The sequence below is a fragment of the Brevibacterium oceani genome (assembly GCF_017948325.1).
Lineage (GTDB): Bacteria > Actinomycetota > Actinomycetes > Actinomycetales > Brevibacteriaceae > Brevibacterium > Brevibacterium oceani.
Window position 1 is genome coordinate 948,656 of the sequence record NZ_CP072846.1, and the last position, 23,586, is coordinate 972,241.

The 23,586-nt window shown below is 66.8% G+C and carries 22 protein-coding genes; 13 read left to right on the forward strand and 9 right to left on the reverse strand.

Annotated elements, in window-relative coordinates; genetic code table 11:
* Nucleotides 1-18: 18 nt before the first annotated feature.
* Nucleotides 19-915: an EamA family transporter gene (locus J9314_RS04015; RefSeq protein WP_210604655.1), complete on the forward strand. Its 897-nt coding sequence runs from the start codon at nt 19-21 to the stop codon at nt 913-915.
* Between the two features lie 87 nt (nt 916-1,002).
* Here the strand turns inward: J9314_RS04015 and J9314_RS04020 are convergent, their stop codons facing one another.
* A complete protein-coding gene (locus J9314_RS04020) occupies nt 1,003-1,980 on the reverse strand; it encodes a universal stress protein (protein ID WP_210604656.1) in 978 nt (325 codons plus the stop codon).
* A gap of 175 nt (nt 1,981-2,155) precedes the next feature.
* On the opposite strand from J9314_RS04020, the gene J9314_RS04025 reads away from it, so the two are divergent.
* From J9314_RS04025 to purM, 3 genes are read left to right on the forward strand one after another with little or no spacing between them, the layout of a single operon-like run.
* Entirely contained in the window at nt 2,156-2,629 is a 474-nt protein-coding gene (locus J9314_RS04025; protein WP_210604657.1) for a hypothetical protein, read from the forward strand.
* A gap of 60 nt (nt 2,630-2,689) precedes the next feature.
* Nucleotides 2,690-4,174: an amidophosphoribosyltransferase gene (purF, locus tag J9314_RS04030; RefSeq protein WP_246490728.1), complete on the forward strand. Its 1,485-nt coding sequence runs from the start codon at nt 2,690-2,692 to the stop codon at nt 4,172-4,174.
* Nucleotide 4,175: 1 nt separating this feature from the next.
* Nucleotides 4,176-5,273: a phosphoribosylformylglycinamidine cyclo-ligase gene (purM, locus tag J9314_RS04035; RefSeq protein WP_210604658.1), complete on the forward strand. Its 1,098-nt coding sequence runs from the start codon at nt 4,176-4,178 to the stop codon at nt 5,271-5,273.
* Nucleotides 5,274-5,459: 186 nt separating this feature from the next.
* On the opposite strand, the gene J9314_RS04040 is transcribed toward purM, so the two are convergent.
* On the reverse strand, nt 5,460-5,672 hold the full coding sequence (locus J9314_RS04040; RefSeq protein WP_181274451.1) for a DUF3073 domain-containing protein: 213 nt from the start codon (nt 5,670-5,672) through the stop codon (nt 5,460-5,462).
* 128 nt (nt 5,673-5,800) lie between these two features.
* Between J9314_RS04040 and J9314_RS04045 the strand changes: the two genes are divergently transcribed.
* The 3 genes from J9314_RS04045 (at nt 5,801) to J9314_RS04055 (ending at nt 8,281) form a co-directional block, all read left to right on the forward strand.
* The gene (locus J9314_RS04045; RefSeq protein WP_210604659.1) at nt 5,801-6,616 is read left to right on the forward strand and encodes a DUF8083 family protein; all 816 of its coding nucleotides are present in this window, start codon (nt 5,801-5,803) and stop codon (nt 6,614-6,616) included.
* A gap of 130 nt (nt 6,617-6,746) precedes the next feature.
* The gene (locus J9314_RS04050) at nt 6,747-7,400 is read left to right on the forward strand and encodes a hypothetical protein (protein ID WP_210604660.1); all 654 of its coding nucleotides are present in this window, start codon (nt 6,747-6,749) and stop codon (nt 7,398-7,400) included.
* Nucleotides 7,397-8,281 (forward strand): hypothetical protein, encoded by an 885-nt coding sequence (locus tag J9314_RS04055; protein ID WP_246490604.1) that lies wholly within the window; start codon nt 7,397-7,399, stop codon nt 8,279-8,281. The genes J9314_RS04050 and J9314_RS04055 overlap by 4 nt, the downstream gene beginning before the upstream one ends.
* Here J9314_RS04055 and J9314_RS04060 read toward each other — a convergent pair.
* Complete coding sequence (locus tag J9314_RS04060; RefSeq protein WP_246490605.1) at nt 8,278-9,219, reverse strand: LysR family transcriptional regulator; 942 nt, start codon at nt 9,217-9,219, stop codon at nt 8,278-8,280. The genes J9314_RS04055 and J9314_RS04060 overlap by 4 nt on opposite strands.
* Before the next feature lie 72 nt (nt 9,220-9,291).
* On the opposite strand from J9314_RS04060, the gene J9314_RS04065 reads away from it, so the two are divergent.
* Nucleotides 9,292-10,257, forward strand: a complete 966-nt coding sequence (locus tag J9314_RS04065; protein WP_210604661.1) for an EamA family transporter — start codon at nt 9,292-9,294, stop codon at nt 10,255-10,257.
* Nucleotides 10,258-10,315: 58 nt separating this feature from the next.
* Nucleotides 10,316-11,626 carry a hypothetical protein gene (locus J9314_RS04070; RefSeq protein ID WP_210604662.1) on the forward strand — a complete coding sequence of 437 codons (1,311 nt, stop codon included), beginning with the start codon at nt 10,316-10,318 and terminating at the stop codon, nt 11,624-11,626.
* A gap of 46 nt (nt 11,627-11,672) precedes the next feature.
* Here the strand turns inward: J9314_RS04070 and J9314_RS04075 are convergent, their stop codons facing one another.
* From J9314_RS04075 to J9314_RS04090, 4 genes are read right to left on the reverse strand one after another with little or no spacing between them, the layout of a single operon-like run.
* Nucleotides 11,673-13,148 carry a phytoene desaturase family protein gene (locus J9314_RS04075; RefSeq protein WP_210604663.1) on the reverse strand — a complete coding sequence of 492 codons (1,476 nt, stop codon included), beginning with the start codon at nt 13,146-13,148 and terminating at the stop codon, nt 11,673-11,675.
* Nucleotides 13,145-13,354 (reverse strand): hypothetical protein, encoded by a 210-nt coding sequence (locus J9314_RS04080; RefSeq protein WP_210604664.1) that lies wholly within the window; start codon nt 13,352-13,354, stop codon nt 13,145-13,147. Before J9314_RS04080 ends, J9314_RS04075 begins: the two co-directional genes overlap by 4 nt.
* Nucleotides 13,355-13,381: 27 nt before the next feature.
* Entirely contained in the window at nt 13,382-14,035 is a 654-nt protein-coding gene (locus tag J9314_RS04085; protein WP_210604665.1) for a nucleoside/nucleotide kinase family protein, read from the reverse strand.
* A 52-nt stretch (nt 14,036-14,087) separates the two neighbouring features.
* Complete coding sequence (locus tag J9314_RS04090; RefSeq protein ID WP_210604666.1) at nt 14,088-15,143, reverse strand: ATP-grasp domain-containing protein; 1,056 nt, start codon at nt 15,141-15,143, stop codon at nt 14,088-14,090.
* 158 nt (nt 15,144-15,301) lie between these two features.
* On the opposite strand from J9314_RS04090, the gene J9314_RS04095 reads away from it, so the two are divergent.
* Complete coding sequence (locus tag J9314_RS04095) at nt 15,302-15,664, forward strand: VOC family protein (RefSeq protein ID WP_210604667.1); 363 nt, start codon at nt 15,302-15,304, stop codon at nt 15,662-15,664.
* Nucleotides 15,665-15,738: 74 nt separating this feature from the next.
* On the opposite strand, the gene J9314_RS04100 is transcribed toward J9314_RS04095, so the two are convergent.
* Nucleotides 15,739-17,175 carry an MFS transporter gene (locus J9314_RS04100; RefSeq protein ID WP_210604668.1) on the reverse strand — a complete coding sequence of 479 codons (1,437 nt, stop codon included), beginning with the start codon at nt 17,173-17,175 and terminating at the stop codon, nt 15,739-15,741.
* 236 nt (nt 17,176-17,411) lie between these two features.
* Between J9314_RS04100 and J9314_RS04105 the strand changes: the two genes are divergently transcribed.
* The 3 genes from J9314_RS04105 to J9314_RS04115 all read left to right on the forward strand — a co-directional run bounded on the left by J9314_RS04105 (nt 17,412) and on the right by J9314_RS04115 (nt 21,379).
* Entirely contained in the window at nt 17,412-18,002 is a 591-nt protein-coding gene (locus J9314_RS04105) for a HutD family protein (RefSeq protein ID WP_210604669.1), read from the forward strand.
* A 213-nt stretch (nt 18,003-18,215) separates the two neighbouring features.
* The gene (locus J9314_RS04110; RefSeq protein ID WP_210604670.1) at nt 18,216-19,664 is read left to right on the forward strand and encodes a hypothetical protein; all 1,449 of its coding nucleotides are present in this window, start codon (nt 18,216-18,218) and stop codon (nt 19,662-19,664) included.
* 236 nt (nt 19,665-19,900) lie between these two features.
* Entirely contained in the window at nt 19,901-21,379 is a 1,479-nt protein-coding gene (locus tag J9314_RS04115) for a catalase (protein ID WP_210604671.1), read from the forward strand.
* A gap of 75 nt (nt 21,380-21,454) precedes the next feature.
* On the opposite strand, the gene J9314_RS04120 is transcribed toward J9314_RS04115, so the two are convergent.
* On the reverse strand, nt 21,455-23,389 hold the full coding sequence (locus J9314_RS04120; RefSeq protein WP_210605518.1) for an aconitate hydratase: 1,935 nt from the start codon (nt 23,387-23,389) through the stop codon (nt 21,455-21,457).
* Nucleotides 23,390-23,586 lie beyond the last annotated feature (197 nt).

Genomic DNA, 23,586 nt, shown 5'->3' on the forward strand with positions numbered 1-23,586 from the left:
TCGGAACGGGGTGCGACGATGACGTTTTCGGTGCTCGGCCTCGTTCTCATCGCCTCCGTCGCGCACGCCGTGTGGAACCTCGCTGCGAAGTCCGTGTCCGGCAAGGGCTACGCGTTCGTCCTGGCCTATCACGGACTCTCGGCGGTCCTGCTCGCTCCGGTCGCGATCGTCCTCATCGCCACCGGGGACCAGCCGCTGAACTGGACTCTCGTCGGTGCCGCCGTGCTCAGCGCCCTGTTCCACATCGCCTATTCGGTCTCCCTGCAGTCCGGCTACGACCACGCCCCGCTGGGCGTCGTCTACCCGACCGCCCGCGGCACCGGGCCGGTCGTGACGATCATCATCGCAGTGACCTTCCTCGGTGAACGTCCCACCCTCGCCGAGGTGGCCGGTGCCTTCGTCGTCATCGCCGGCATCGCGGTGGTCACCGTCCGACCCCGAGCAATCGGGGAGAACCCCACCAGCGGTTCCGGGCTGCGCCGAGGACTCGCCTGGGGCGGACTGATCGGGGCGTTCATCGCCTGCTACACACTGTGGGACGACTTCGCGGTCAATCACGTCAGCGATTCCCCGCTGCTCTACTTCGCCGTGTCCGAGGCCTGCGTCGGCCTGCTCATGGCCGCCGGCATCGTGGCGCTGCCGGGAGGCAGTGCCCGGCGCGCTGACTTCCGGGCGGTGCTGGCCGACCACAAGCGGGCACTCGTGACCGTGGCGATCCTGTCACCCGTGGCCTATGTGCTCGTCCTGTATGCGATGCAGCGGGCACCGGTGGCCCTCGTCGCCCCGGTGCGGGAGACCTCGATCATCATCGGCACCCTGTTGGCCTGGTGGTTCTTCGGGGAGAAGAACATCGGGCTCAAGATCGTCGGGGCCTGCGTCGTCGTCGTGGGGATCGGACTCATCGCCCTCGGGTGAGGGGACCGGCCGTCTCGAAGGAGAGGGGCCGGCGCCCTCGAGGAAGGCCCGGAAGGGTCCGCGTCCGCCCGTCGGTGTGCTCGGCGCTCAGCGGCGGCGGCCGGGCTGGCGCCTGGTCACGCGCACCACCCGGACCGGGCATACGGCATGCGAGAGCACGCCCTGCGAGGTCGACCCGAGGATCGTCGACACGAAGCCGCCGCGGCCGCGGGAGCCGATGACCACGAGGTCGGCGGTGTAGGTCGCGGAGACGAGCACCTCGGTGGCGGGGGCATCGAAGATCGAGTACCGCACCTCGAGGTCGGGAAAGTCCGCGCGCAGCGATTCGACGGCGGCGTCGAAGGACTTCGCCGCCTCGTCGTACATCTTCACCAGGTGATCTTCGCTCGGCATCCATTCCGGGGAGAGGATATGCGTGGCGGTGACCCCGACGAGGCGCAGCGGGGTGCCGTAGATCGCCGCCTGCGCGGCGGCCGCACGCAGCACCGGAGTGTCGGTCTCGAACGGGTCGACGGCGGCGACGATCTCACCGGAGAAGTCGGGACGATCCCTGCCGTCCGCCTCGGCGGTTCGGGCTCCGCTCGCACGTACGGGCAGATCGATCGGCAGCGGAGCATCGGGCATCACCCGGGTCGGCCAGGTGCTCGGGATGACGACGGTCGGGCAGTGGGAGTGGGCGGGCATGGCCAGGGCCACGGAACCGAGCAGGCGACCGGCGAATCCGCCGCGCCCGCGGGCTCCGACGACGGCGAGATCGGCGGTCTTCGAATGTTCGACCATCACCCCCGAGGCATCCCCGGGAACGATCGTGGTCGACACGGGAACCCCGGCTTCCGTCACCGAGGCGGCGGCCGCCTCGGCGGTGTCTTCGATCGTCTTCTTCACGGCGGCGTCGAAATCGGCGGGGTAGACGATATCGGCCTGGCTCATATTGACCCCGGGAACGGTGTACGCGGAGATGAGGCGGATCTGGGAGTCGGTCTTCTGCGCGTGGGAGATCGCCCACTTCAGGGCGCACTGGGCGTTGTCGGAGCCGTCGATGCCGACGATGATCGTGTGGGACATGTCAGAACCTCTGTCTGCTGGACCGGTCAACTGGTGAGTCCAGTTTATGGGAACGGGCGTGAGACTGCCTGGGAGGAGGCTCAGGCTGACTCGACTAGACTGTTCGCGACCTGTTCTGCCGGGGTATCCGCCCGGTGTCCCATCGGCCGTGAGCGGCCCCGTGCCCAAGGAGATCATGAAGGACCAGATCGACGTCGCCGTCCGTCGCAGCCCCAAGTACTCGGTGTTCATGGGCATCGGCGCGGTGCTCGGCGTCATCGCCTCCGGCGTCCTCGCACTCTTCGTCGACCCGGCTGCGATGCCGATGGGGTACACAGTGTCCAAGGGTCTGGGTCTGATGCTGCTCGTCCTCGGCACGGCGGGACTGTTCCTCGGCGGGCTCGTCGCCCTCATCCTCGACTGGGCGGGCCGGAGACGGGCCAAGGAGTACCAGGTGGACGCGCAGATCGACATGGTCGACGACCCGAAGGAGATCGCCCGCAGGCGGCTGGCCGAAGCGCGCGGGGAGGACCCGGACGCGAGTGCCGATGGGGCCGACGCCGAGGCCGTCGACGAAGCTGCCGACGAAGCCGCCGCCGAGGACACCTCCGAGTCCCGAGTCACGAAGCGCGATGCCGAGCCCGGCTCAGCTCCGGGAACCTCCCACTGACCGGAGTTCCACAGTCTGAGCGCGGTGGCGAAGCGGCTCATCGGGTATGAGACAATTTCCATCGTGGCAAGAGGAGACGGGCAGCTGACGCACGAAATCGACCCCCAGGACCGCGGACCGCAGGATGAATGCGGTGTGTTCGGAGTCTGGGCACCCGGCGAAGAAACCGCCAAACTCACCTACTTCGGGCTCTACGCCCTGCAGCATCGAGGGCAGGAATCCGCCGGAATCGCCGCCAGCAACGGGCGTCAGATCCTGATCTACCGCGACATGGGCCTGGTCTCTCAGGTGTTCCACGAACGCGACCTCGAACTCCTCCAAGGGCACATCGCCGTCGGCCACACGCGGTACTCGACGACGGGTTCGCCCTCGTTCGAAAATGCTCAGCCCACGCTCGGACCGACCCCGTTCGGCACCGTCGCCTTGGCCCACAACGGCAACCTCACGAACTTCGACGAGCTCGAGGCCATGGCCGACGGCCGCCGCGACCACGCGACGAAGGTCGTCGAGGAGGCCACGAAGAAGACCTCCCGCACCCGACCCTTCCGCGACTCCTCGAACGACACTTCGCTGGTCACCGAACTCTTCGCGACCGAGCAGGGGGAGAACCTCACCGAGGCGGCGTTGAGCCTGCTGCCCCACGTCGACGGAGCGTTCTCGCTGGTGTACATGGACGAGAACACCCTCTACGCGGCCCGTGACCGACATGGGGTCCGCCCCCTGTCGCTGGGTCGGTTGGAGAACGGCTGGGTCGTGGCCTCGGAGACCGCGGCACTCGACATCGTCGGGGCGAAGTTCGTCCGCGACGTCGAACCCGGAGAGCTCATCGCCATCGACGAGGACGGACTTCGCTCCCACCGCTTCGCCGAACCGAGCCAGGCCCGCTGCGTCTTCGAATACGTCTATCTCGCCCGCCCGGACAGCATGCTCGCCGGCAAGAACGTCCACGCCGCCCGCACCCAGATGGGCCGACAGCTGGCCGAGGAGTATCCGGTCGATGCCGATCTCGTCATCGCCACACCCGAATCGGGAACACCGGCGGCCGTCGGCTACGCCGAGGCCTCGGGCATCCCCTTCGGTCAGGGGCTGATGAAGAACGCCTACGTCGGCCGCACCTTCATCCAGCCCTCGCAGACTCTGCGGCAGCTGGGCATCCGGCTCAAGCTCAACCCGCTGCGAGAGAACATCGAAGGCAAACGTCTCGTCGTCGTCGATGATTCGATCGTGCGCGGCAACACCCAGCGGGCGCTCGTGCGGATGCTGCGGGAGGCCGGGGCGAAGGAGATCCATGTCCGCATCTCCTCCCCGCCGGTGAAGTGGCCGTGCTTCTACGGGATCGACTTCGCCACCCGGGCCGAGCTCATCGCCAACGGACTGACCACGAACGAGATCTGCGACAACCTCGGCGCGGATTCCCTCGGTTACATCTCTTTGGACGGCATGATCGCCGCCACCCAGCAGGAGCGCAGTCAGCTGTGCACCGCGTGCTTCTCGGGCGAGTACCCGATTCCCGTCAACAACACCCCCGCCGACAAAGGATGCTGAGTTGAGTTCCGACGCGAACCCGAAGTCCACCACCTATGCCGCCGCCGGCGTCGACGTCGAGGCCGGTGATCGCGCCGTCGAACTCATGAAGGCCGCCGTCTCCGCGACCCACAACTCCTCGGTGATCGGTGGGATGGGCGGATTCGCCGGACTCTTCGACGTCTCCGTGCTCAAGGACTACGACCGTCCGCTGCTGGCGTCGTCGACCGACGGGGTGGGCACGAAGGTCGCCATCGCGCAGGCCCTCGACAAGCACGACACCATCGGCTATGACCTCGTGGGCATGGTCGTCGACGACATCATCGTCTGCGGCGCCCGTCCGCTGTTCATGACCGACTACATCGCCTGCGGCAAGGTCGTGGCCGAACGCATCGCCGACATCGTGCGCGGCATCGCCGACGCCTGTGCCTCCGCCGGTGTGGCGCTGGTCGGCGGCGAGACCGCGGAGCATCCGGGTCTGCTCGGTGTCGACGAATACGATGTCGCCGGTGCCGCCACCGGTGTCGTCGAGGCTGCGGATCTCCTCGGGCCGGAGAAGGTGCGGGCCGGTGACGTCCTCATCGGTCTGCCGGCGTCGGGCATCCACTCCAACGGCTACTCCCTCGTCCGTCACATCATCGCCGAGGCGGGATGGGGCCTGGATCGGCAGGTCGAGGAATTCGGCCGCACCCTCGGCGAGGAGCTGCTCGTTCCCACCCACGTCTACACCGGTGAGCTCGCCGCACTCTTCGACGCCCTGCCCGAGGCCGTGCATTCGGTCTCCCACGTCACCGGCGGGGGACTCTCGGCCAATGTGGCCCGCGTGCTCCCGCAGGGTCTGGTCGCGCAGATGTCGCGGTCGACGTGGGAGGTCCCGGCAGTGTTCTCCGTGCTCGGGGACCTCGGCGGAGTGCCGCGGGCCGACCGTGAACGCACCTGGAACCTCGGTGTCGGCATGGTCCTCGTCGTCGACCCGTCCGCGGTCGACGGTGTGCTGGCCGCGAGCCCCGGAGCCTGGGTGCTCGGCGACGTCGCCGCTGACGACGGTGCCCTGGTCTCCGAGCCCTCCTATGTGCAGGGCGCCAAGGGCGTCGACGGCGGCGCCGCGATCCTGCAATAGGGAGCCCTGCCCCCGGCAACGGTGCGGAATGCTTCCGCACGGACGCACCTGGGGTGGGCGCCGCCTCGGCGATGGAATCCCGGGGGAATACCGCGGTCGACGACAGTGCGCGGGCACGACTGAGGGCGGGGACCGAAGCCCCCGCCCTCACATAAGTCTGTTCAGCCGTGTGCGGCTGCTACGCGCTCACTTCTCGTCGTACTCGTCATCATCGTCGACGTTGTACTTATCGGCGTAGTCGGAGTAGTCGGGTTCATCGTCATACGGATCCGACGGACCGGACTGACGAGAGTCGGCGCCCAGCTCCTCCTGGAGTCGATTAAGGTCGGTATCCGGGCTGTAGTATTTCAGCTTCCGAGCTACCTTGATCTGCTTTGCCTTTGCGCGGCCGCGACCCACTGGCGTGACCCCCTCCGTCGTCATGTGGGGCAGATGGCCCCGGACTAGATCTCTGCTATGCGCTTAAATCCTACCTGTTCGTACTGTGAAGTTCCATTTTGAGGGCGGACCTTGGATAGGCTGAACCCATGGCCTACCGTCGCGATTATGTCGTCACCCTGCGGATCTTCGAACCTCTTGTGGTGCATTCCGAATTGCAAGACAGGCAGGTGGAGGACAACCGTTCGCGGGTCGAGCGGCAGATCTCTCAGGACGCAGACAAGCGCTTGATCTCCCTGCCGCCGAGCCCTGTGGCCGATTCCTTTCGGCGGACTCCGATCTTCCTTCCAGCGTCTCAGACAGCGGACGGAGTCGACCGTTTCTGCCCTGCTCAGGAGGACATCCGCGGCTGGGAGGCGCTCGAATCGCTGACCGAGCACACCTCCAAGGCGACCCTGGACATCATCGCCCCGAAGTCCGCCCGCCGGCGTGCGGCCAGCCGCCGCGCCGAATGGCTGCAGGACGCGAAGGACACCCGGATCTTCACCCGCGTCTCGGCCTGGGACGTGCCGCCGGCGTGGTGGCTGTTCTTCTCCCTGTCGGAAGACCAGATCATCACCGAGGAGACCGATGCCGGTCTGCGTGTGATCATCCGCACGGACATCCTCGCCGCCTCGGCGCGGATGGAGTGGGCGGCGGAGACAGTCGCGGACAATTCGAAGGTCGTCGACATGGTCGAGCAGACATCGGCCCTGGCCGAATGGATCGACACGTTCGACATGAACTCGATCCTCGAACTCGACCTCGGCGGAATGTCAGATGTGCTGTGGCCGAACGAAGCCCCCGAACTCGTCGATTCGTGGGTGACTGCGCTGAGCAATGACGACCATGAGTCCGCGGTCGCCGCTTTCCAGAAGTACGCGGCCGCCTGGGAGCAGCTCAACCTCTACGCCCGCAGCTCCTGACCCCTCTTGCTACCTGACGGCGGCCCAGCAACCTCCACGCCAGGTTGCTGGGCCGCCGTCGGGTAGCAATAAGGGCGGATAGGATTGTCTGCGAACGATCCGCACCCGAGAGGACGAGCTGCGTAAGCGTATGGATGAACACAAGCGCCGTCTCCTGACGAGCCAGGATCCCGCCGCCGAAGGCCCGGATCACGCCGGCTCGTCCGGCACCGCCGCCTCCGGCGAGTCCACGTCGGCCGAGTCCTCCATCGGGACGACCGCAGAGCCGACCACGGAACCGACCGCAGAGCCGACCGCAGGACCGAAGCCCCGCACCCGGCCGAAGTCCCGTACTCGGGTGCGACCGCTGTCGAAGGTCGGCATCGGGTGGCGCCTTGCGATCACGGCGCTGGCCTTCGTCATCCTCACCTGTGGGCAGTTCCTCAACACCAACGACTTCTTCCCGCTCGGCTCGCTGACCCAGTACGCGACCGCCAAGGACCTCAACGGCACGGTCGGTTCGACATGCATCGCCGCCCAGTTCCCCGGCGAGGACGAACCGCGCCGACTCGGGTTCAACGCGGCCACCGTCGGCATCGAACGCGGAGACGTCGAATCCCAGCTCGACCGCGTCATCGCCCACCCCGAACTCATGCAGTCCATGGCCGACTCGTACGTGCGGCTGCACCCGAACGAACCGAAGCCCGAGACGATGATCCTCTGCCGCACCACCACCCAGCTCAAGAACGGCATCAGCGTCGGCGAACCCGAAGAATCGACCCTGGCGACCTGGGAGGTGCGATGAGCCGCACCCCGACACTGACGACGACCCCCGCCGAGGCGGCCCCCACCAACGCATTCCTGCGCTGGTTCCTCCCCGAGCTCCCTTTGGCCCGGGTGGCCGTGTTCCGCGTCTTCGTCTACCTCTTCATCATCATCGACGTGCTCACCATCTCCGGTGACGTCATCGCCCACGGCTGGACGCCGGAGTTCTACCAACCGCTGTGGCTGGCCCGGTTCCTCCACATCCCCGCCGTCAGCGTCCTCGGCGCGCAGCTCCTGCTCGCAGCGATCATCGTCTTCTCCCTGCTCGCGGCCGCCGGCCTCCTCCAACGCATCAGCGGCTGGGCGGTGGCGATCGCCTTCGGCCTGTGGATGTTCTACACGCAGGGCTACGGCTACGTCGCCCACGACCATATGGCCCTCGTCATCGCCGCCCTCGTCCTGCCGACGGTCGGCGTCGCGCGGTTTCGGGACGTCGGCACCACCTCGGCGAAGGCAGGGTGGGCGCTGCGGGTGGTGCAGATCGCGGTCGTCCTCACCTACTTCTACTCGGCGGTGATGAAGTGGATCGCCTCGGGCAACATCGCCGATTGGGGCAACGGGGCCGTGATCATCTGGGCGCTCATGCGCCGCGGAGCCGAATGGTCGAAGCCGTTCCTCGAGATGCCCGGATTCCTCATCGCCGGGCAGTGGGCGACGCTCGCCTTCGAGTTCCTCTCACCTCTCGCCCTGCTCGCCAAGGGCAGGTGGCTCTACGGGGTCGTCGCGTTCTTCTGCCTCTTCCACCTCATGACCTACCTGGCGCTGGGCATCCACTTCCTGCCGACCGTCATCTGCTGGGCGGCGTTCCTGCCGCTTGAGAAGCTCGTGCCGAAGCGGTTCACCGGCACGGGCGCTGCCTAGTCGTCGTCGGTGTCGTCTGGGGCATCGATGGTCGGGTGAGTCTCGGCGTCATCGACCCGGAGTGCGCCGATCACCGCGCGCACCGCGACACGTTCGGCAGTGTCCGGGCGCATCACCGCAACGATCCAGCGGGTCGTGCTCACCCCCGTCAGCGGCACGAGTGAAAGCCCCGCATCGCGCGGCGTCGTGTACCGGGGGAGGAGCGCGATCTGGTCCGAGGAGGCGACGATCGCCTCGATGAGCCGATTGTCCCGGATGCGTTGGACGACGTCGAGGGTGCGCCCGGTGACGTGCTCGATCGAGGTGAGGATCGTGTCGAAGGGGTATCCGCGGGGCACCCCCACCCAGCGACAGTCGACGACATCCTCCGGGCTCAGCGAGGTGCGATCGGCGAGCGGATGGTCGCTCGCGAGTGCGACGTCGATGGGTTCGCGGGCGAGCGGAACGACAGTGAGTCCGTCGGTGCCGAGCGGGCGTTCGGCGACGAGGCTGTGCGCGACGACGATATCGACATCCCTGGTCAGCCCCGCGAATTCGTGCTCGGCGAGGTCGACGTCGTCCATCCGCAGGTCGATGTGAGGGTGGTTCTCCCGCAGCCGACGCAGCGCATCGGGCAGGAGGTGGGTGAGCGCGCTGGGCAGCCCTGCCAGGGTGATCTCTCCGATGGCCTCGCCGAGGTGGCCCTCCCACTGCGCCTGCACCCGGGCGAGCGTGCGGGCCACGTCCCGCCCGCCGTCGGCGAGCAGTCGTCCCGCTGCAGTGAGCGTGAGTCCGCGACCGGCAGGTTCGACGAGGGGATGGCCGATCTCGCGGCCGGCGTGCCTCAGCTGTTGTGAGACGGCGGACGGGGAGCGGTGGGTCACGTCGGCGACGGCGGTGACGCTGCCGTATTCGTCGAACAGGCGCAGCAGCTCGAGATGCCTCGGATCGATGACCATGAAGCCATGCTACAGAGTCAGTGAAGCACCCTGCGATTGTGCTTCAGTGTGCGCGGGTTCGAGAATGAGGTCATGTCATTCAAACACTGTCTGCTCGCCGCCTCGGTGGCGGTGATGTGGGGACTGAACTTCCTCGCGATCGATCTCTCGCTCGACCAGTTCCCACCGTTCTTCCTCGTCGCCCTGCGCTTCGCCGTCCTCGCGCTGCCGGCGCTGCTGTTCGTGCCGAAGCCCGACGTGAAATTCCGGTGGATCCTCGGATACGGGTTCGGCTTCGGGGTACTCCAGTTTGCGTTCCTCTACTGGGCGATGGCCACCGGCATGCCCACCGGACTGGCCTCGCTGGTCCTCCAGGCCTCGGGGCCCTTCACCGTGCTGCTGGGAATGACCTTCCTGCGCGAGAGAGTGCGTGCCTCGCAGATGGTGTTCCTGCTCGTCGCGATGGCCGGACTCGGGGTCGTCGGCTGGCAGCGCCTCGACTCTTCGGCGAGCTTCCTGCCCTTCCTCCTCACTCTGGCCGGGGCATTCGGGTGGGCGATCGGCAATGTCTGCAATCGGCAGGCGCATTCGGTCGAGCCCGTGAAGTTCACGATGTGGATGTCGATCGTCCCACCGCTGCCGATGCTGCTCATCTCACTCGCGGTCGAAGGGCCGGCTGCGATCGGCGGTTCGATGACGACGCTCGGCACGACGACCGGCCTGCTCGGCGTGGCGGGACTGATCTACACCGTGGTCATCGCGACGATCCTCGGCTCCGGCATCTGGTCGTGGCTGATGTCACGCAATCCTGCCGGGGTCGTCGCACCGTTCTCGATGCTTGTGCCCGTGGTCGGGATGAGCGCGGCCTGGCTCGTCCTCGGCGAGACCGTGACGGCAGGGGAGCTGTGCGGGGCCGCGCTCGTCATCATCGGCGTCCTCGGTGCCGGGCTCAAGGCGGCGAAGGGTGCGAGAATCCTCGCCGAGGCGGTGCCGGTCGACGAATCGGACATCGAGGGCACCCACCCCGACGTCTCCGCGGTTAGGCCCGGCCACGTGTGACCTCCCCGCGGGGACGCAATGAGGAGGTAGGAGCGCGCACCGATTTAGGGTGGTGCCTATGACCGCATCGGAGAATCGTCAGCTCACCGCCGAGGAACTCCTCGCGTCCCCGCGGGGACGTTCGCTGGTGTTCACGATCGCGAGCCAGATGCCCGAAAGGATCGAACGCGAGCTGAGCGCGGACGACGGACCGCAGACGGACGCTGCGCGCGCCTACGCCGAGTTCAACGAAACCACCTTCATCGCCGCCTACCTCCAGGATCGGGCCCATGGCGCAGCCGTGGTGATGTACCAGGGGCCGGACACAACAGAGCTGGAAGATGATGATGCGCTCCCGGCCGACGTCGCTGAGAAGCTCGGGCACATCTCACCTGTTTCTCCCACCCAGGAGGACCTCGAAGATGCCTTGGCCGAGGTGATCTCCGGGGCAATGTACTGGCAGCCCCCGCACGGAGGCGACCTCGTGGCAGGTGCACCCGAAGTGCGGCAGGCGCTCATTCCCTTCGCCGAGACGATTCTCGCCACCGGTCTCCTTGACGGTTGGTCGCGTCCGCTCGATCGGGATAACCAATGGGCACTGGCGTGGGACGACTCGGAGGACAAGGGCGTGCTGCCCGCCGTGTACTCCGCAGATCCGGAGAACCCTGCAGCTCTTGCCGAAGTCAGTCGTGACGATATGGTCGCGCCCTTCGATCCCAGCTCGGGTGTCGTGATGCCGCAGAATCTGAAGGGCTGGCTGGCGTGGATGCTGACCGCCGAAACGGACTATCGCCACGACTTCGCACAGGACCCGTTTGAGGAAGTCAGCGGCGAATGGTGGTCGATTCCACCGTTCGGCCTGTGGACCTCGACAGACTGCTGGCCGAAGGGCACGCCCATCGGTGTCGACCTCGTCGAGGACGATTGCGGACTCGAGCGAGCCCGTGCCTGTCGGCTGGAGATCCGGACCGAGGCCCGTATCTGCGAAATCCACGCCCCGGATGACTGGGCCGAACTCTGCCGTCGCTATCCGCTCGACGTCAGTGCACAACGGCGGTACGTATGGTCCGAAGCGACCGGCCGGAAGGGCCGTTGGGTGATCCCGGACTGGTCACGGGTGACCGAGGAGTTCGACGGCGTGCACGTCAGCCTCGCCGGATACCTTCGTACGGCCGGCGCCGTCATCGACCTCGGCGATGCGAACTTCATCGAGGACTCACCGTCACGTCCGACGGCAGGCGATACGGACGAGCGGACAGCGAGCCTCATGGCCGGCTGGAACCCGGACACGACGTATTGGCTGGGCGACGTCGTCACCGGCATCGCCGAGGTGGCCGAATGGGCCTATGACGACGACGCGGATGCGTGGCGCCAGGTGCCGCCTCGGTGAGTGACCCGCGTCCCCGCGGGGACGTCGCGGCCGGTCGACCCCAGCGTCACGGCGCCAGACTCGGGGCCCCGTCGATCCCGAAGCGGGACTTGAGTGCTCGGCGAGCGGCGAACCAGCCGTTCATCCCGTGCACGCCCGGTGCCGGCGGGGTCGCCGCCGAGCACAGGAAGGCTCCGGGGACTCCGAGACTGTAGTTGTCCCAACTCGTGCGCGGCCGCGCCATCATCCGGTAGAAGGACACGACACCGGTGGCGATGTCCCCGCCGATGTAGTTCTGGTTGTGCCCGGCCATCTCGGAGGCGGGGATCGCATTGTGCGCGACGATCCGATCCCGGAAACCGGGCGCGAAGCGTTCGAGCTGGCGGGTGATGTATTCGGTCGGGTCGAGCGGGCAGTCGAAGGGAACATGAGCGTACGTCCACAGCGGCCGCAGCCCGTTCACCTCGCGCGACGGGTCGAAGACGGTCGGGTCGGAGACGAGGCACACGGGATCAGCAGGCATGCGTCCGGACATCACCGTCGACTCGGCGGCGGCCATCTGCGCCCGTGACCCGCCGACGTGCACGGTCCCCGCACGGCCGACGGCGGGATCCGCCCAAGGGACGGGGCCGTCGAGGACGAAGTCGACCTTCGCAGCGGCATTGCCGTTCTTGAACCCGCGCAGCGCCTTGTCGACGTGGGCGGGCAGGAGACCTGAGAAGATCTGCGCGGCTCCCAGCGCTGAGGTGTCGAGCAGGTACGCGCGGGCCGCTGGCAGATCCGAGACATGATCGATGCGACTGTCGGCGGTGACCGTCCCACCGTGAGCCTCGAGATCGGCGACGAGTTCATCGACGATCGCCTGGGACCCGCCGACGGGGGAGGGCCAGCCGACGTCGTGGGCGAGCATCGAGAGCATCGTCGCCGTCGCGGCCGTGCCCATCGCCGGCAGCCCGCCGATCGCATGCGAAGCGACGCCGGTGAACAGGGCCTGAGTGGACTCGTGGGAGAGCGGAATATTCCAAGCGGGGCTGGCCTGACCGAGCAGACGCAGTCCGAACTTCACGACGTTCGCGAGTCCGGGCAGGTCGCGCAGGGTCGGCGGGACCGACCGTTTGTCACCGAGCGAGAGCCACACGGAGTCGTCCAGACGCTCGAGCAGCGGTGCGAAGAAGCGTCGCCATTCCGGCCCCGCCTCGCCGAGGTGGTCGACCGTCGTCTCGAGATCGTGGAAGGCCAGCGCCGCCGGCTTGCCGTCGAGCGGCTGGGCGTAGGAGATCTCCGGGGTCGTCAGTTCCATTCCGCGGGCACGCAGGTCGAATTCCGCGAAGAAGGGACTGGCGATCGCCAGCGGATGCACGGCCGAGCAGATGTCATGAGTGACGCCTGGAGCGAGTCCGAGGTCGAGGGTGCGGGCGCCGCCGCCGATCGTCGGCTGCGCTTCGAACACCTCGACCGAGAGTCCGGCGCGAGCCAGGGTGACCGCGGCCGCCAGGCCGTTCGGTCCCGATCCGACGATGACTGCATCCACCTCAGAGCTCATACGGCCAGTCTAGAGGAGCGGGGCTGTCTCGCGTCAGTGAGAGTCGCCCTGGTAGGCGTCGCCTCGGTGCAGGTCGATCCATCCTCGGTGCACCGGACGTGTTGGGGACGCGTCCCGGGACTCGACCCATCGAGGTAGAGCCATTCGGCGATGACGAGCACGACGAGCAGCTGCGGATACTCCGCCGAGGCCACGGCCTCATCCATGAGATCCCGGAAGCCTTCCGCCGGTGCTCACCGGATCAGGTTCGGTCGGTCAAGGTCGGTGTTGTCGAGAATCCAGGTGGCACGGTCCCACGGGGCCGCCTCGGCGAAGTAGAGCCTCTGCCCACCGACGTAACGACGGTTGGACGCGGACTCGGGATCGGCATCGTTCAGATGTGGGAACCGCGCGTTCCCGCGAGGCACGGAGACCGTGAACGGCACCTCGACCCACACGCTCGCATCCCAGAGATCGCAGAGTTCGGGGCGATGGAGGAAGATCCCGTCGACGAGGAAGACGCAGTCATCCGGCAGGTCGAGGGGATCGGGCGGGACAGGTTCATCCGCGTCGACGTCCCACACCGTGGGCACGATCGGGTCACCTTTGCGGAAGGGTTCGACGACCGATTCGACGAACGCCGGGTAGTCGTAGGAGTCCCGATAGAAGGACTCGGGGCCGCGGCCCTCGGCGTAGCGCACCGACCTGGGGTGATGGAAGCCGTCGATGCTCACCCCTGCCAGCGGGCGGCCGTCGTCCCGGGATGCGAGGTCGATGAGTTCGGAGACGAGCACGGACTTGCCGGCTCCGTCAAGGCCGTCGACCGCGATGAGGGCGCGACCGCCTCGGCGAACGGAGCGCGTACGGTCGAGGATCTCGCTCAGCACCGCCTGCCGTGTCTTCGTCATGTCCCGAGACTAACGCAGGAAATTGGCGATCGGTCCAGATCAGAGGGCCGGGTCAGCCGACCGGTGCCGCTGCGGGGACCGACGCGATAGCGGCGTCGAGTCGTGCCGCCAGCACCGAGGCGATCCGGTCGGCGGCAGCCGTGCGCCCGGCTTCCCGTTCGGCCGCCTCGACGGCGGGGTTGTAGTTCGTGTTCGTGTTGATGTCGTAGACGACCTGCCGGTTGTCGAGTGTCTCGATGAACTCGATCCCGGCGATGTCGATGCCCAGGTCCGCCAGCAGCGCCTCGAGCCTGCCGATGAGCGGAGTGTCGCGGGTGATCTCGGGGCGCAGGGCGAAGGGTGCGATCGGTGGCGCATCGGCGCTCGTCGGGGCGGCGCCCGCCTCGGTGGTGGCACCCGCACCGCCGGGGCCGGGGATCTCGCAGGCCTCGGCCGGGCAGAGTTCGAACGAGCCGTCGGAGACGTCGACGCGCACGGCGTAGTGGAACCGACCGCCGATGAACTCGGCGCGAGTGACGAACGGCTCGGCCGGCTGCACGTACTCCTGGACGAGAGTGATCCCATCGATCGGAGCGTTCGCGCCCTCAGGGGCGAAGTCGGCGGCAGCGGCGTCGAGTTCGGCATGGGAGTCGAAGCGGCGCACTCCGAGTCCCTTGCCGCCCTGATTGTGCTTCGTGATGAATGGGGGCGTGAAGGCACGTGCGGCCGCGGGCAGGGCATCGGCCCCGAACACCGCCGAGGTGCGGGGCGCATCGAAGCCGTGCTCGGTCAGCGCTCTGTGCTGGCGGACCTTGCTCACCTCGAGTTCGTAGACATTGCGGCCGTTGATCACGGGGCGTCCCGCCCCGGACAGCCACTCGAGGACGGCACGGCCGTACTCCTTGACGTGCGGATCCGTGCGTGTGTGCGCCGAGGCGGACAGCCTCGACCAGAACAGTCCCGGCGGCGGGGCGGCCGTGAGATCGATCGACGTCTGCGGCAGCAGCCATTCGATATGCGGAACGCCGAGGCGGTCGAGCGCCTCGGTGAAGGGCGGGATCCATTCCGGATTGTCGTGGATGATGTACACCGTCGGAGCATCGCCGACGGGCAGAGTATGGGAACTCATCGCGAACCTTCGCTTGGGGTGCCGACGCGATCATTCGCGCGGCGGATCTGCTCAACAATCCTACGCCTGATCGTCTGTGCGGCTGGAGGGTCACTCGTCTTCTCGTCTTCGGCCGTTGGACCTCTCGCCGTGTCCGTGCCGCGGAGTAGACTGGTCCCATGGCTATCGCAAAGCAGCCCGTTGTCGTGCTCGATGCTCCCGATGCCGCAGAGCTCGCGGAGTTCTACGGAAAGCTCCTCGACTGGAAGGTCACCGTCGACGACGACGGCACCTGGGCCGAGGTCGTCTCCGACTCGTGGCCGCCGATCTGTGTCCAGCAGGTCGAGGACTACCACGCGCCCAGCTGGCCCGGTCAGGCTCATCCGCAGCAGATGCACATCGACGTGATCGTCGACGACCTCGACGACGCAGAGAAGGCAGTGCTCGAGATCGGTGCCGGTAAGGCCGAACAGCAGCCAGGGGTGACCTTCCGCGTCTTTCTCGACCCGGCCGGCCACCCCTTCTGCCTGTGTCAGAACTGAGGTACTGAGGCTCTGGGAGCGGCGCCGATGCCCAAGTGCGCGGTCTGTCAGCGTGAGCGTGCGCCACTGCGGGTTCAGCGTGCGGAGGCGGCCTCCTCGTTGAGTTCCTGGGCGAGGTCCTTCGCCTCTTCCTGCGAGGCCGCCGACGGAGTCGAACCCCACAGCGGACGACGATTGCTCTCGGGCACGAAGTGGATGGTGATGAGCCCGATGACACCCGCGGCCACGAGGTAGATGGCCGGCCACATCAGATTGCCGGTGGCGCCGATGAGCGACGACATGACGAACGAGGTCGTGCCGCCGAACAGCGAGATCGAGACGTTGAACGCGATCGCCAGGGCTCCGGCTCGGACCATCGTCGGGAACAGCGACGGCAGGGTCGAGGGCATCGTCGCGCTGAAGCAGATGAGGCTGAGCCCCATGATGAGCAGACCGAGGAAGACCACGAAGTCGCTGTGCCCGCGGATGAGCCACAACGAGGGGAATGAGAGCACGATGAGTGAGATCGAACCCGTGCGCACGACGGCCTTGCGGCCGACACGGTCCGAGAGCTTGCCGATGACCGGGATGAGGGCCAGGCAGCAGGCCATGACGATGATCTGCAGGATCTGCGAGGTCAGTTCGGAGACTCCACCACTGCCCTGGATGTCCTCGACCATCGGGAAGTACACGGGAATGAACGAGGTGAGCATGTAGTTCGTGACGTTCCACGCGAGCACCAGGCCGGTGCAGGCGAGCAGGTTCGGCCACAGCTTGAAGATCTTCCTGAACTCGCCCTTGGCATGGTTCTTCTGCTCCTCCTGTTCGGAGAGCTTCTCCATCTCCTTATAGGCAGGAGTGTCGGCGAGCTTCGTCCGCAGGTAGACGCCGATGAAACCGAGCGGCAGAGCGACGAAGAACGGGATCCTCCAGCCCCACGACTCGAGGAACTCGGGAGTCGACACAGCCTGCATGATCGTGGCGACCGAGGCGCCGAGCACGTAGCCGGTGAACGTTCCGACCTCGAGCAGGCTGCCGAGGAAGCCGCGACGGCGGTCGGGAGCGTATTCAGCGATGAACGTCATCGCATTCGAGTACTCTCCGCCGGTCGAGAATCCCTGGAGGAGTCGGCAGGCGAGCAGCAGGAACGGCGCCCACAGTCCGACCGTGGCGTAGTCGGGGATGACGCCGATGAGGAAGGTGCCGGCAGCCATCATGATCATCGTCATCGCCAGGACCTTGTTGCGTCCGATCCTGTCGGCCAACGGGCCGAAGACCAGACCGCCGAGGGGACGGACGAGGAAGGCGACGGCGAAGAGCCCGGCGACGATGACGGTTCCGATCGGACCCGAGTCCTTCGGCAGGAAGATCCCCTCGATGACGACTGCCAGGTAGCCGTAGACACCGAAGTCGTACCATTCGGTGATGTTGCCGATGGCCGCGGCGCCGATGGCCCGCTTCGTCACATCGGGCTTGGTCACTGTGATCTCTTCCGGGCGCCACCGCCGGCGGACATTGTCCGGTCCGAACATGTCCCTCCCTCTGATTGCCGGTGAGAGGCCCGCAAGGACGCGCCCTCGGCGCGAACTCACAGAGTGTGAGAATCACGCGCAGTCGCCTCCGCGAGTCCCTCATCGTTCTGGTTGATGTCGGTGCTCCCTGCCGGGTCGCCCCGACGCAAAACACCACTCAAGGCTAGTCCTCTCAGCTCTCGTGGCAAGCCCAGTTGGGCGGTGACCCTGACCGCGCATCCGTCTAGAGTGGTCCCATGCGCGTGCTCACCAGCTTCGATGATCATGATCCCGTCCCATGGGCCAATGGTGCGGGGGAGACGACCGAGCTCGTCTCACTCGCCGAATCCGAGCATCTGACCGCGCATCTCAGACCGTGGCGGCTGAGCATCGCACGACTCGATCACACCGGTCCGTTCTCCGCCCTGCCGGGCATGGCTCGGACCTTCCTTCCCACCGCCGAGGTGATCCTCACCCTCGATGGCCGTGCCCGCCGGATACCCCGGCTGACTCCGCTGGACTTCCGCGGTGATGAGGAGGTCGTCCTCGTCGAATTGAGCGAACCGTGCTTCGCGGTCAATCTCATGGTCGCCGAGGCTGGGGCGGGCGAGGCGCTGCAGATGCGCGGCCCCGGTGACGCCGGTCCGCGACGGACACTCGAGGAGGCGGATGTGGGGCAGGCGACGGCTCCGGCCGATGGTTTGACCGATTGTCCGACCGAGGTCGGGGCCCGCCCGGTCTTCCTCCTCACCCTCGAAGCAGGCCCGGAACACCCGCGCTTCACTCTGTTCGAACTCACCGATTCCGATGCTGCTTCCGACCACCTCGGCGGGGTGCTCCTGCACTGAGGTGGACCGACCCCCTTCAGCCAGGGAATCGATGGCTGGGGAAATGGTGGGAAACGCCTGTCTCCCGCATCACACGGATGAGCGTCATCGCAGGTCATTGCGCCTGCTCGCGGACCGGTGGGTCAGCGATCTCCCAGACTCGGAGGGGGTGGGTCAGCATGCCCTGACATTCGAGTCCGATACTGGTGCGAAGCACGTGTTTTTGGAGGACCATTGGCATCGAATTCCCGCGACCCCGAGCAGCAGCGGACGACTCCCGCAGGCGAGTCCCCGACGAACGCACAGCACCACTCTCAGACGCTGCCGCTCATCACCGAGGAGATCGCCGCGAACCACGCCACAGCACGCACCGACGCCACCCACAGTCAACACGTGACCACTCCGGTGATGCCGCCGAACCCGATCCGCCGCGAGGAGCAGGCGGAGTCTGCGCAGTCGGCCATTGGCGGCACGGCTCGACTCCCGGAATCGCCATCGCACTCGCAGGCGACCGCCGTCGGTGCCCCCGCCACCTCGGTCGGCGCTGAGGCTGCGGAGGCGAAAGCCGGCGACGGCGAAGAGAAGAAGTCGGAGGGACGGATCTCCGCGACCCAGCTCATCGCCGGCGCCGGTGCCGCCGCGACCTCCTCGGTCATCGGCGGTCAGCTCGGCGTCGCCGGAACCGTCATCGGCGCCGGTATCGCCAGCATCGTCACCGGACTCGCCGTCACCCTCTACAGCCGCAGCCTCGACAAGGGCAAGGAGAAGATCAAAGAAGTCGGCTCCAAACTGGCCCCGGCCGTCAAGGCACAGATCGCGAAGAACCCGGTCACCGAACGCACCGCGCTGACGGGCACCACCGAAGCCCTCCCGGCCCCTGCCGCGACTCGCGCCGCGACGGATGCCGCCGATGGGGATGCGGGCCGGGCGGCCGCCTCGGCGTGGGAGGACGGTGACGCCGTGGGCGGCACCGGCGGTGCAGGTGACGGCTCGGCCGGCGTCGACGCTGCAGGCGAGACCGAAGAGGACCAGAGCAGCTGGTGGCAGAAGCTGCGGCGCAAACGCGTCCTCTACCCCGCGGCGATCGGGGTCGCGGCGTTCGGTATCGGCCTCGGCGGAGTCGTCATGGCCGAATCCTTCACCGACGCCGACCTCTCGCCGGGCACCTCGCAGATCTCGCGATCGGTTTCGGGGCAGTCCTCGACCGCCGACGAATCGGGCACCGATTCCGGAACCTCCGACTCCGGGAGCTCGGGTGACGGATCCGGCAGCGGCTCCCAATCGGGCACCGACGGAAATCAGGGCTCGACGAGCGGCGGATCGGACACGCAGAACGGTCAGTCCACCTCGGCGGGGGATGACACCGGTACGCAGAGCACGAACACCGACGGCACCGACCAGGGCACGGATTCGACGACCGGCAGCGACACCAGCGGCTCGACCACCGCGGACGGCTCCGACACGGCGAGCGGGACGAGCACGAGCAGCGGCGGCTCATCGAGCGCGGGCTCATCCGGCGGGTCGAACAGCAGCGGCAGCGCAAGCGGCGGGTCGAGCGGATCGAACTCCGGTTCGTCCGGGTCCGGGTCTTCGGGATCCGGATCGTCGGACTCGGGCTCATCCGGCTCCGGGTCTTCGGGGTCGGGCAGCGGCGGAGGGGAAGCCGCCTCGGCGCAGGGGTGATCGGTTCGACACCACGACCGGGAATCTTAGGCAGGGTTGCCTATGTTGTACCCAGTGAGCAACCTCGTTAGGTTGACAGTAACTCCGACAGTGATCTGCCGAAGTCGGGAAAACGAGATCAGGCGAGGCGCGTGGAGCCCTCCCTCCCGCCGCACCGGTGGGATTGTATCTGACCGGTGGGTGATCGATGGCGGGCGGCGCGAGCGTGCCTGTTCTCCAACGGTGAAGGAGATGTGATGACGCAACATACCGATCATGAGTACCCCGGAGACGACACCACGAAGCCGTCGACGACTGAATCCGGTGCGCGCAGGGAATCCGATGCCCACTCGCTGAGTGTGGGCGCCGACGGTCCGCTGATGCTCCACGATGTGGCCCTGGTCGAGAAGCTCGCTCGCTTCGACCGTGAGCGCGTCCCCGAGCGCAGCCCGCACGCAAAGGGCTCCGGCGCCTTCGGTGAGCTCGAGATCACCGAGGATGTCTCCGCCTATACGAAGGCGGATTTCCTCCAGCCGGGGAAGAAGACCCCGATGCTCGCACGCTTCTCCACCGTCGCCGGTGAGCTCGGTTCGCCCGACTCCTGGCGTGACGTGCGCGGATTCGCGCTGAAGTTCTACACCGAAGAGGGCAACTTCGACATGGTGGGCAACAACACGCCCGTCTTCTTCGTCCGTGATCCGATGAAGTTCCCCGACTTCATCCACTCGCAGAAGCGTCTGCCCGATTCGGGCCTGCGCAGCAACAACATGCAGTGGGACTTCTGGTCGCTCTCCCCCGAATCTGCTCACCAGGTGTCGTACCTGATGGGGCCGCGCGGTCTGCCCAAGACGTGGCGGAACATGAACGGTTACTCCTCGCACACCTACATGTGGATCAATGCCGAGGGCGAGAAGTTCTGGGTTCAGTACCACTTCCACACCGACCAGGGCGTGGAGAACATGAGCAACGAGGAGGCCGGTCGGATGGCCGGCGAGGATGCGGACATGCACCGCCGGGACCTGTTCGACGCCATCGAACGCGGCGACTACCCGTCGTGGACCGTCCACGTCCAGATCATGCCCTACGAAGAGGCGAAGACCTACCGGTTCAACCCCTTCGACCTCACGAAGACCTGGTCGAAGAAGGACTACCCGCTCATCAAGGTCGGTCGGTTCACGCTCAACAAGAACCCGTCGAACCACTTCGCACAGATCGAGCAGGCCGCCTTCAGCCCGTCGAACACGGTGCCCGGAACCGGCATTTCGCCGGACAAGATGCTCATGGGCCGTGTGTTCTCCTACCCGGATGCGCAGCGCAACCGGATCGGCACGAACTTCAACCAGCTGCCGGTCAACGCTCCGGTGACGAAGACGAACTCGTACGACAAGGAGGGGCAGATGGAGTACCAGCACTCGGGCAACGCGCCGGTCTACGCCCCGAACTCGTACGGACGGGCCTACCAGGAGGAGCAGGGCCCGGTCGACAACGGCTGGGAGTCCGACGGCGAATTGGTGCGCAGCGCGTACAGCCTGCACGCCGAGGACGATGACTTCGGTCAGGCACACACGCTCGTCCGTGAGGTCTACTCCGAAGAGGAGCGCCAGGGTCTCATCGAGACCGTCGTGGGAGCACTCTCCGACGGAGTCGAGGAGCCCGTGCTGTCGAACGCCATCCAGTACTGGAAGAACATCGACGCCGAGGTGGGTGCGGCTATCGAGGCCCGCGTCAAGGGCTGACCCTCCCCATTGCTACCTGACGGCGGCCCAGCAACCTCGCGCGAGGTTGCTGGGCCGCCGTCAGGTTGTATGGAGTTAGGATTCTGCGGCGGCTCGCTGGGCGATGCGACCGCCGGCGAGGACCATCTCGACCTGACGAGGCGAAAGGCCATGGCGGAATTCGAACTTCCGCCCGGCCGCCTCGGCGGTGATGGTCTTGCCCTCGGACAGCTCATCGCGCAGGCCGCGGAACTGGAGGACATCCCCCTGCGACAGGGCCTCATAGTCGGCATCGTCGGTGAACTCGAGGGCGAGGACGCCGAAGTTCGCGAGATTCTGCCAATGGATCCGCGCCAGTGACTTCGCCACGACCACGCGCAGCCCGAGGTAGCGAGGAGCGATGACCGCGTGCTCGCGGGACGAACCCTGACCATAGTTCTCACCACCGATGATCGCGTGACCGCCCTCGTGATCGGCGGCCCGGGAGGCGTACGTGTCGTCGACCTGGATGTAGACGAACTCGGAGATCTTCGGGATGTTCGACCGATACGGCAGCACTCGCGAGCCGGCCGGCATGATCTCGTCGGTGGAGACGTTGTCGCCGACTCTGAGCAGGATCTCGAGGTCGATGTCATCGGGCAGGGGTTCGAAGTCGGGCAGGGTCGAGATGTTCGACCCCTTGACGAGTTCGACCTCCCGTGCCTTTTCGAGTTCGAGCGGCGGGACGAGCATCTTCGGGTTCGCGGAGAACTTCTCCGGCAGCCGCACCTCGGGATAGTCCATGTCGAGGTCGCGAGGATCGGTGATCTTCCCGGTCAGCGCGGCGGCGGCCGCAGTCTCCGGCGAACACAGCCACACAGAGTCCTCGTCGGTGCCGGAGCGACCGGGGAAGTTCCGCGGCATGGTCCGCAGACTGTTGCGCCCGACTGCCGGCGCCTGGCCCATACCGATGCAGCCCATGCAGCCGGATTGGTGGATCCGCGCCCCGGATCCCACCAGCGAGGTCAGCCATCCGCCGGAGATCAGGTCGGCCAAGACCTCGCGGGAGGTGGGGTTGATATCGAGGGAGACCTGCCGATGGATCTGCCTATCGGCCAGCGTCTCGGCGACGACCGCGAAATCCCGCAGCCCCGGGTTCGCCGAGGAGCCGACGACGACCTGGAAGACGTCGTCACCGGAGACCTCGCGCACCGGAGTGACATTGCCGGGGGACGAGGGTGCGGCGATGAGCGGCTCGAGTTGTGAGAGGTCGATGGAGTCGGTGAGATCGTATTCGGCATCCTCGTCGGCTTCGATGCGAGTGAAGTCCTCACCCCGGTCGCTGGCCGCGAGGTAGTCGCGGACGGCATCGTCGGCGGGAAAGACCGTGGCGGTGGCACCGAGTTCGGCGCCCATGTTCGCGATCACGTGACGGTCCATGGCCGTGAGATCCTTCAGCCCCTCGCCGTGGTATTCGATGATTCTGCCGACTCCGCCCTTGACCCCGTGCCGACGGAGCATTTCGAGGATCACGTCCTTGGCAGAGACCCAGTCGGGCAGCTGACCGGTCAGTTCGACACCCATGATCTGTGGGGCGTTGATGTAGAGGGGTTCGCCTGCCATGGCCATGGCGATCTCGAGGCCGCCGACGCCGATGGCCAGCATCCCCAGCGCCCCCGCCGCGCAGGTGTGGGAGTCCGAGCCGATGAGTGTAGCCCCCGGTCTGCCGAACCGCGACTGGTGGACAGGGTGGGAAACGCCGTTGCCGGCCGGGGAGAACCACAGCCCGAAACGCTGCGCGGCCGAGCGGAGGAACTCATGGTCCTCCGGGTTCTTCTCATCGGTCTGGAGCAGATTGTGGTCGACGTACTGCACTGACAGGTCCGTGCGGATCCGGTCGAGTCCCAGTGCCTCGAGCTCGAGCATGACCAGCGTGCCCGTCGCATCCTGGGTCAGTGTCTGGTCGATCCGGATCCCGAGTTCGTCTCCGTCAGAGAGGTCTCCGGACTCCAGGTGCGATCGAATGAGCTTCTGCGCGACATTTTCGGGCATCATGCCTCCTTCGGCGGTGTGCGGTCCATCGGAACCACTCGGCTTCCGGTGGTCAATCCACGCTAGTCCTCCACACGAGCGTTCTCAAGGTCCGTTGCATAGGCCGACCGGCATTGCGGGTCTCAGAACTACCTGACGGCGGCGCAGCAACCTCGCGCGAGGTTGCTGCGCCGCCGTCAGGTAGCAACTGGGGGGGT

Bases quoted from the DNA above. Each gene is read 5' to 3' on its own strand.
- J9314_RS04015 (WP_210604655.1), top strand. From the start codon at position 19: ATGACGTTTTCGGTGCTCGGCCTCGTTCTCATCGCCTCCGTCGCGCAC.
- J9314_RS04020 (WP_210604656.1), bottom strand. From the start codon at position 1,980: ATGTCCCACACGATCATCGTCGGCATCGACGGCTCCGACAACGCCCAG.
- J9314_RS04025 (WP_210604657.1), top strand. From the start codon at position 2,156: ATGAAGGACCAGATCGACGTCGCCGTCCGTCGCAGCCCCAAGTACTCG.
- J9314_RS04045 (WP_210604659.1), top strand. From the start codon at position 5,801: ATGGCCTACCGTCGCGATTATGTCGTCACCCTGCGGATCTTCGAACCT.
- J9314_RS04050 (WP_210604660.1), top strand. From the start codon at position 6,747: ATGGATGAACACAAGCGCCGTCTCCTGACGAGCCAGGATCCCGCCGCC.
- J9314_RS04055 (WP_246490604.1), top strand. From the start codon at position 7,397: ATGAGCCGCACCCCGACACTGACGACGACCCCCGCCGAGGCGGCCCCC.
- J9314_RS04060 (WP_246490605.1), bottom strand. From the start codon at position 9,219: ATGGTCATCGATCCGAGGCATCTCGAGCTGCTGCGCCTGTTCGACGAA.
- J9314_RS04065 (WP_210604661.1), top strand. From the start codon at position 9,292: ATGTCATTCAAACACTGTCTGCTCGCCGCCTCGGTGGCGGTGATGTGG.
- J9314_RS04070 (WP_210604662.1), top strand. From the start codon at position 10,316: ATGACCGCATCGGAGAATCGTCAGCTCACCGCCGAGGAACTCCTCGCG.
- J9314_RS04075 (WP_210604663.1), bottom strand. From the start codon at position 13,148: ATGAGCTCTGAGGTGGATGCAGTCATCGTCGGATCGGGACCGAACGGC.
- J9314_RS04080 (WP_210604664.1), bottom strand. From the start codon at position 13,354: ATGGATGAGGCCGTGGCCTCGGCGGAGTATCCGCAGCTGCTCGTCGTG.
- J9314_RS04085 (WP_210604665.1), bottom strand. From the start codon at position 14,035: ATGACGAAGACACGGCAGGCGGTGCTGAGCGAGATCCTCGACCGTACG.
- J9314_RS04090 (WP_210604666.1), bottom strand. From the start codon at position 15,143: ATGAGTTCCCATACTCTGCCCGTCGGCGATGCTCCGACGGTGTACATC.
- J9314_RS04095 (WP_210604667.1), top strand. From the start codon at position 15,302: ATGGCTATCGCAAAGCAGCCCGTTGTCGTGCTCGATGCTCCCGATGCC.
- J9314_RS04100 (WP_210604668.1), bottom strand. From the start codon at position 17,175: ATGTTCGGACCGGACAATGTCCGCCGGCGGTGGCGCCCGGAAGAGATC.
- J9314_RS04105 (WP_210604669.1), top strand. From the start codon at position 17,412: ATGCGCGTGCTCACCAGCTTCGATGATCATGATCCCGTCCCATGGGCC.
- J9314_RS04115 (WP_210604671.1), top strand. From the start codon at position 19,901: ATGACGCAACATACCGATCATGAGTACCCCGGAGACGACACCACGAAG.
- J9314_RS04120 (WP_210605518.1), bottom strand. From the start codon at position 23,389: ATGCCCGAAAATGTCGCGCAGAAGCTCATTCGATCGCACCTGGAGTCC.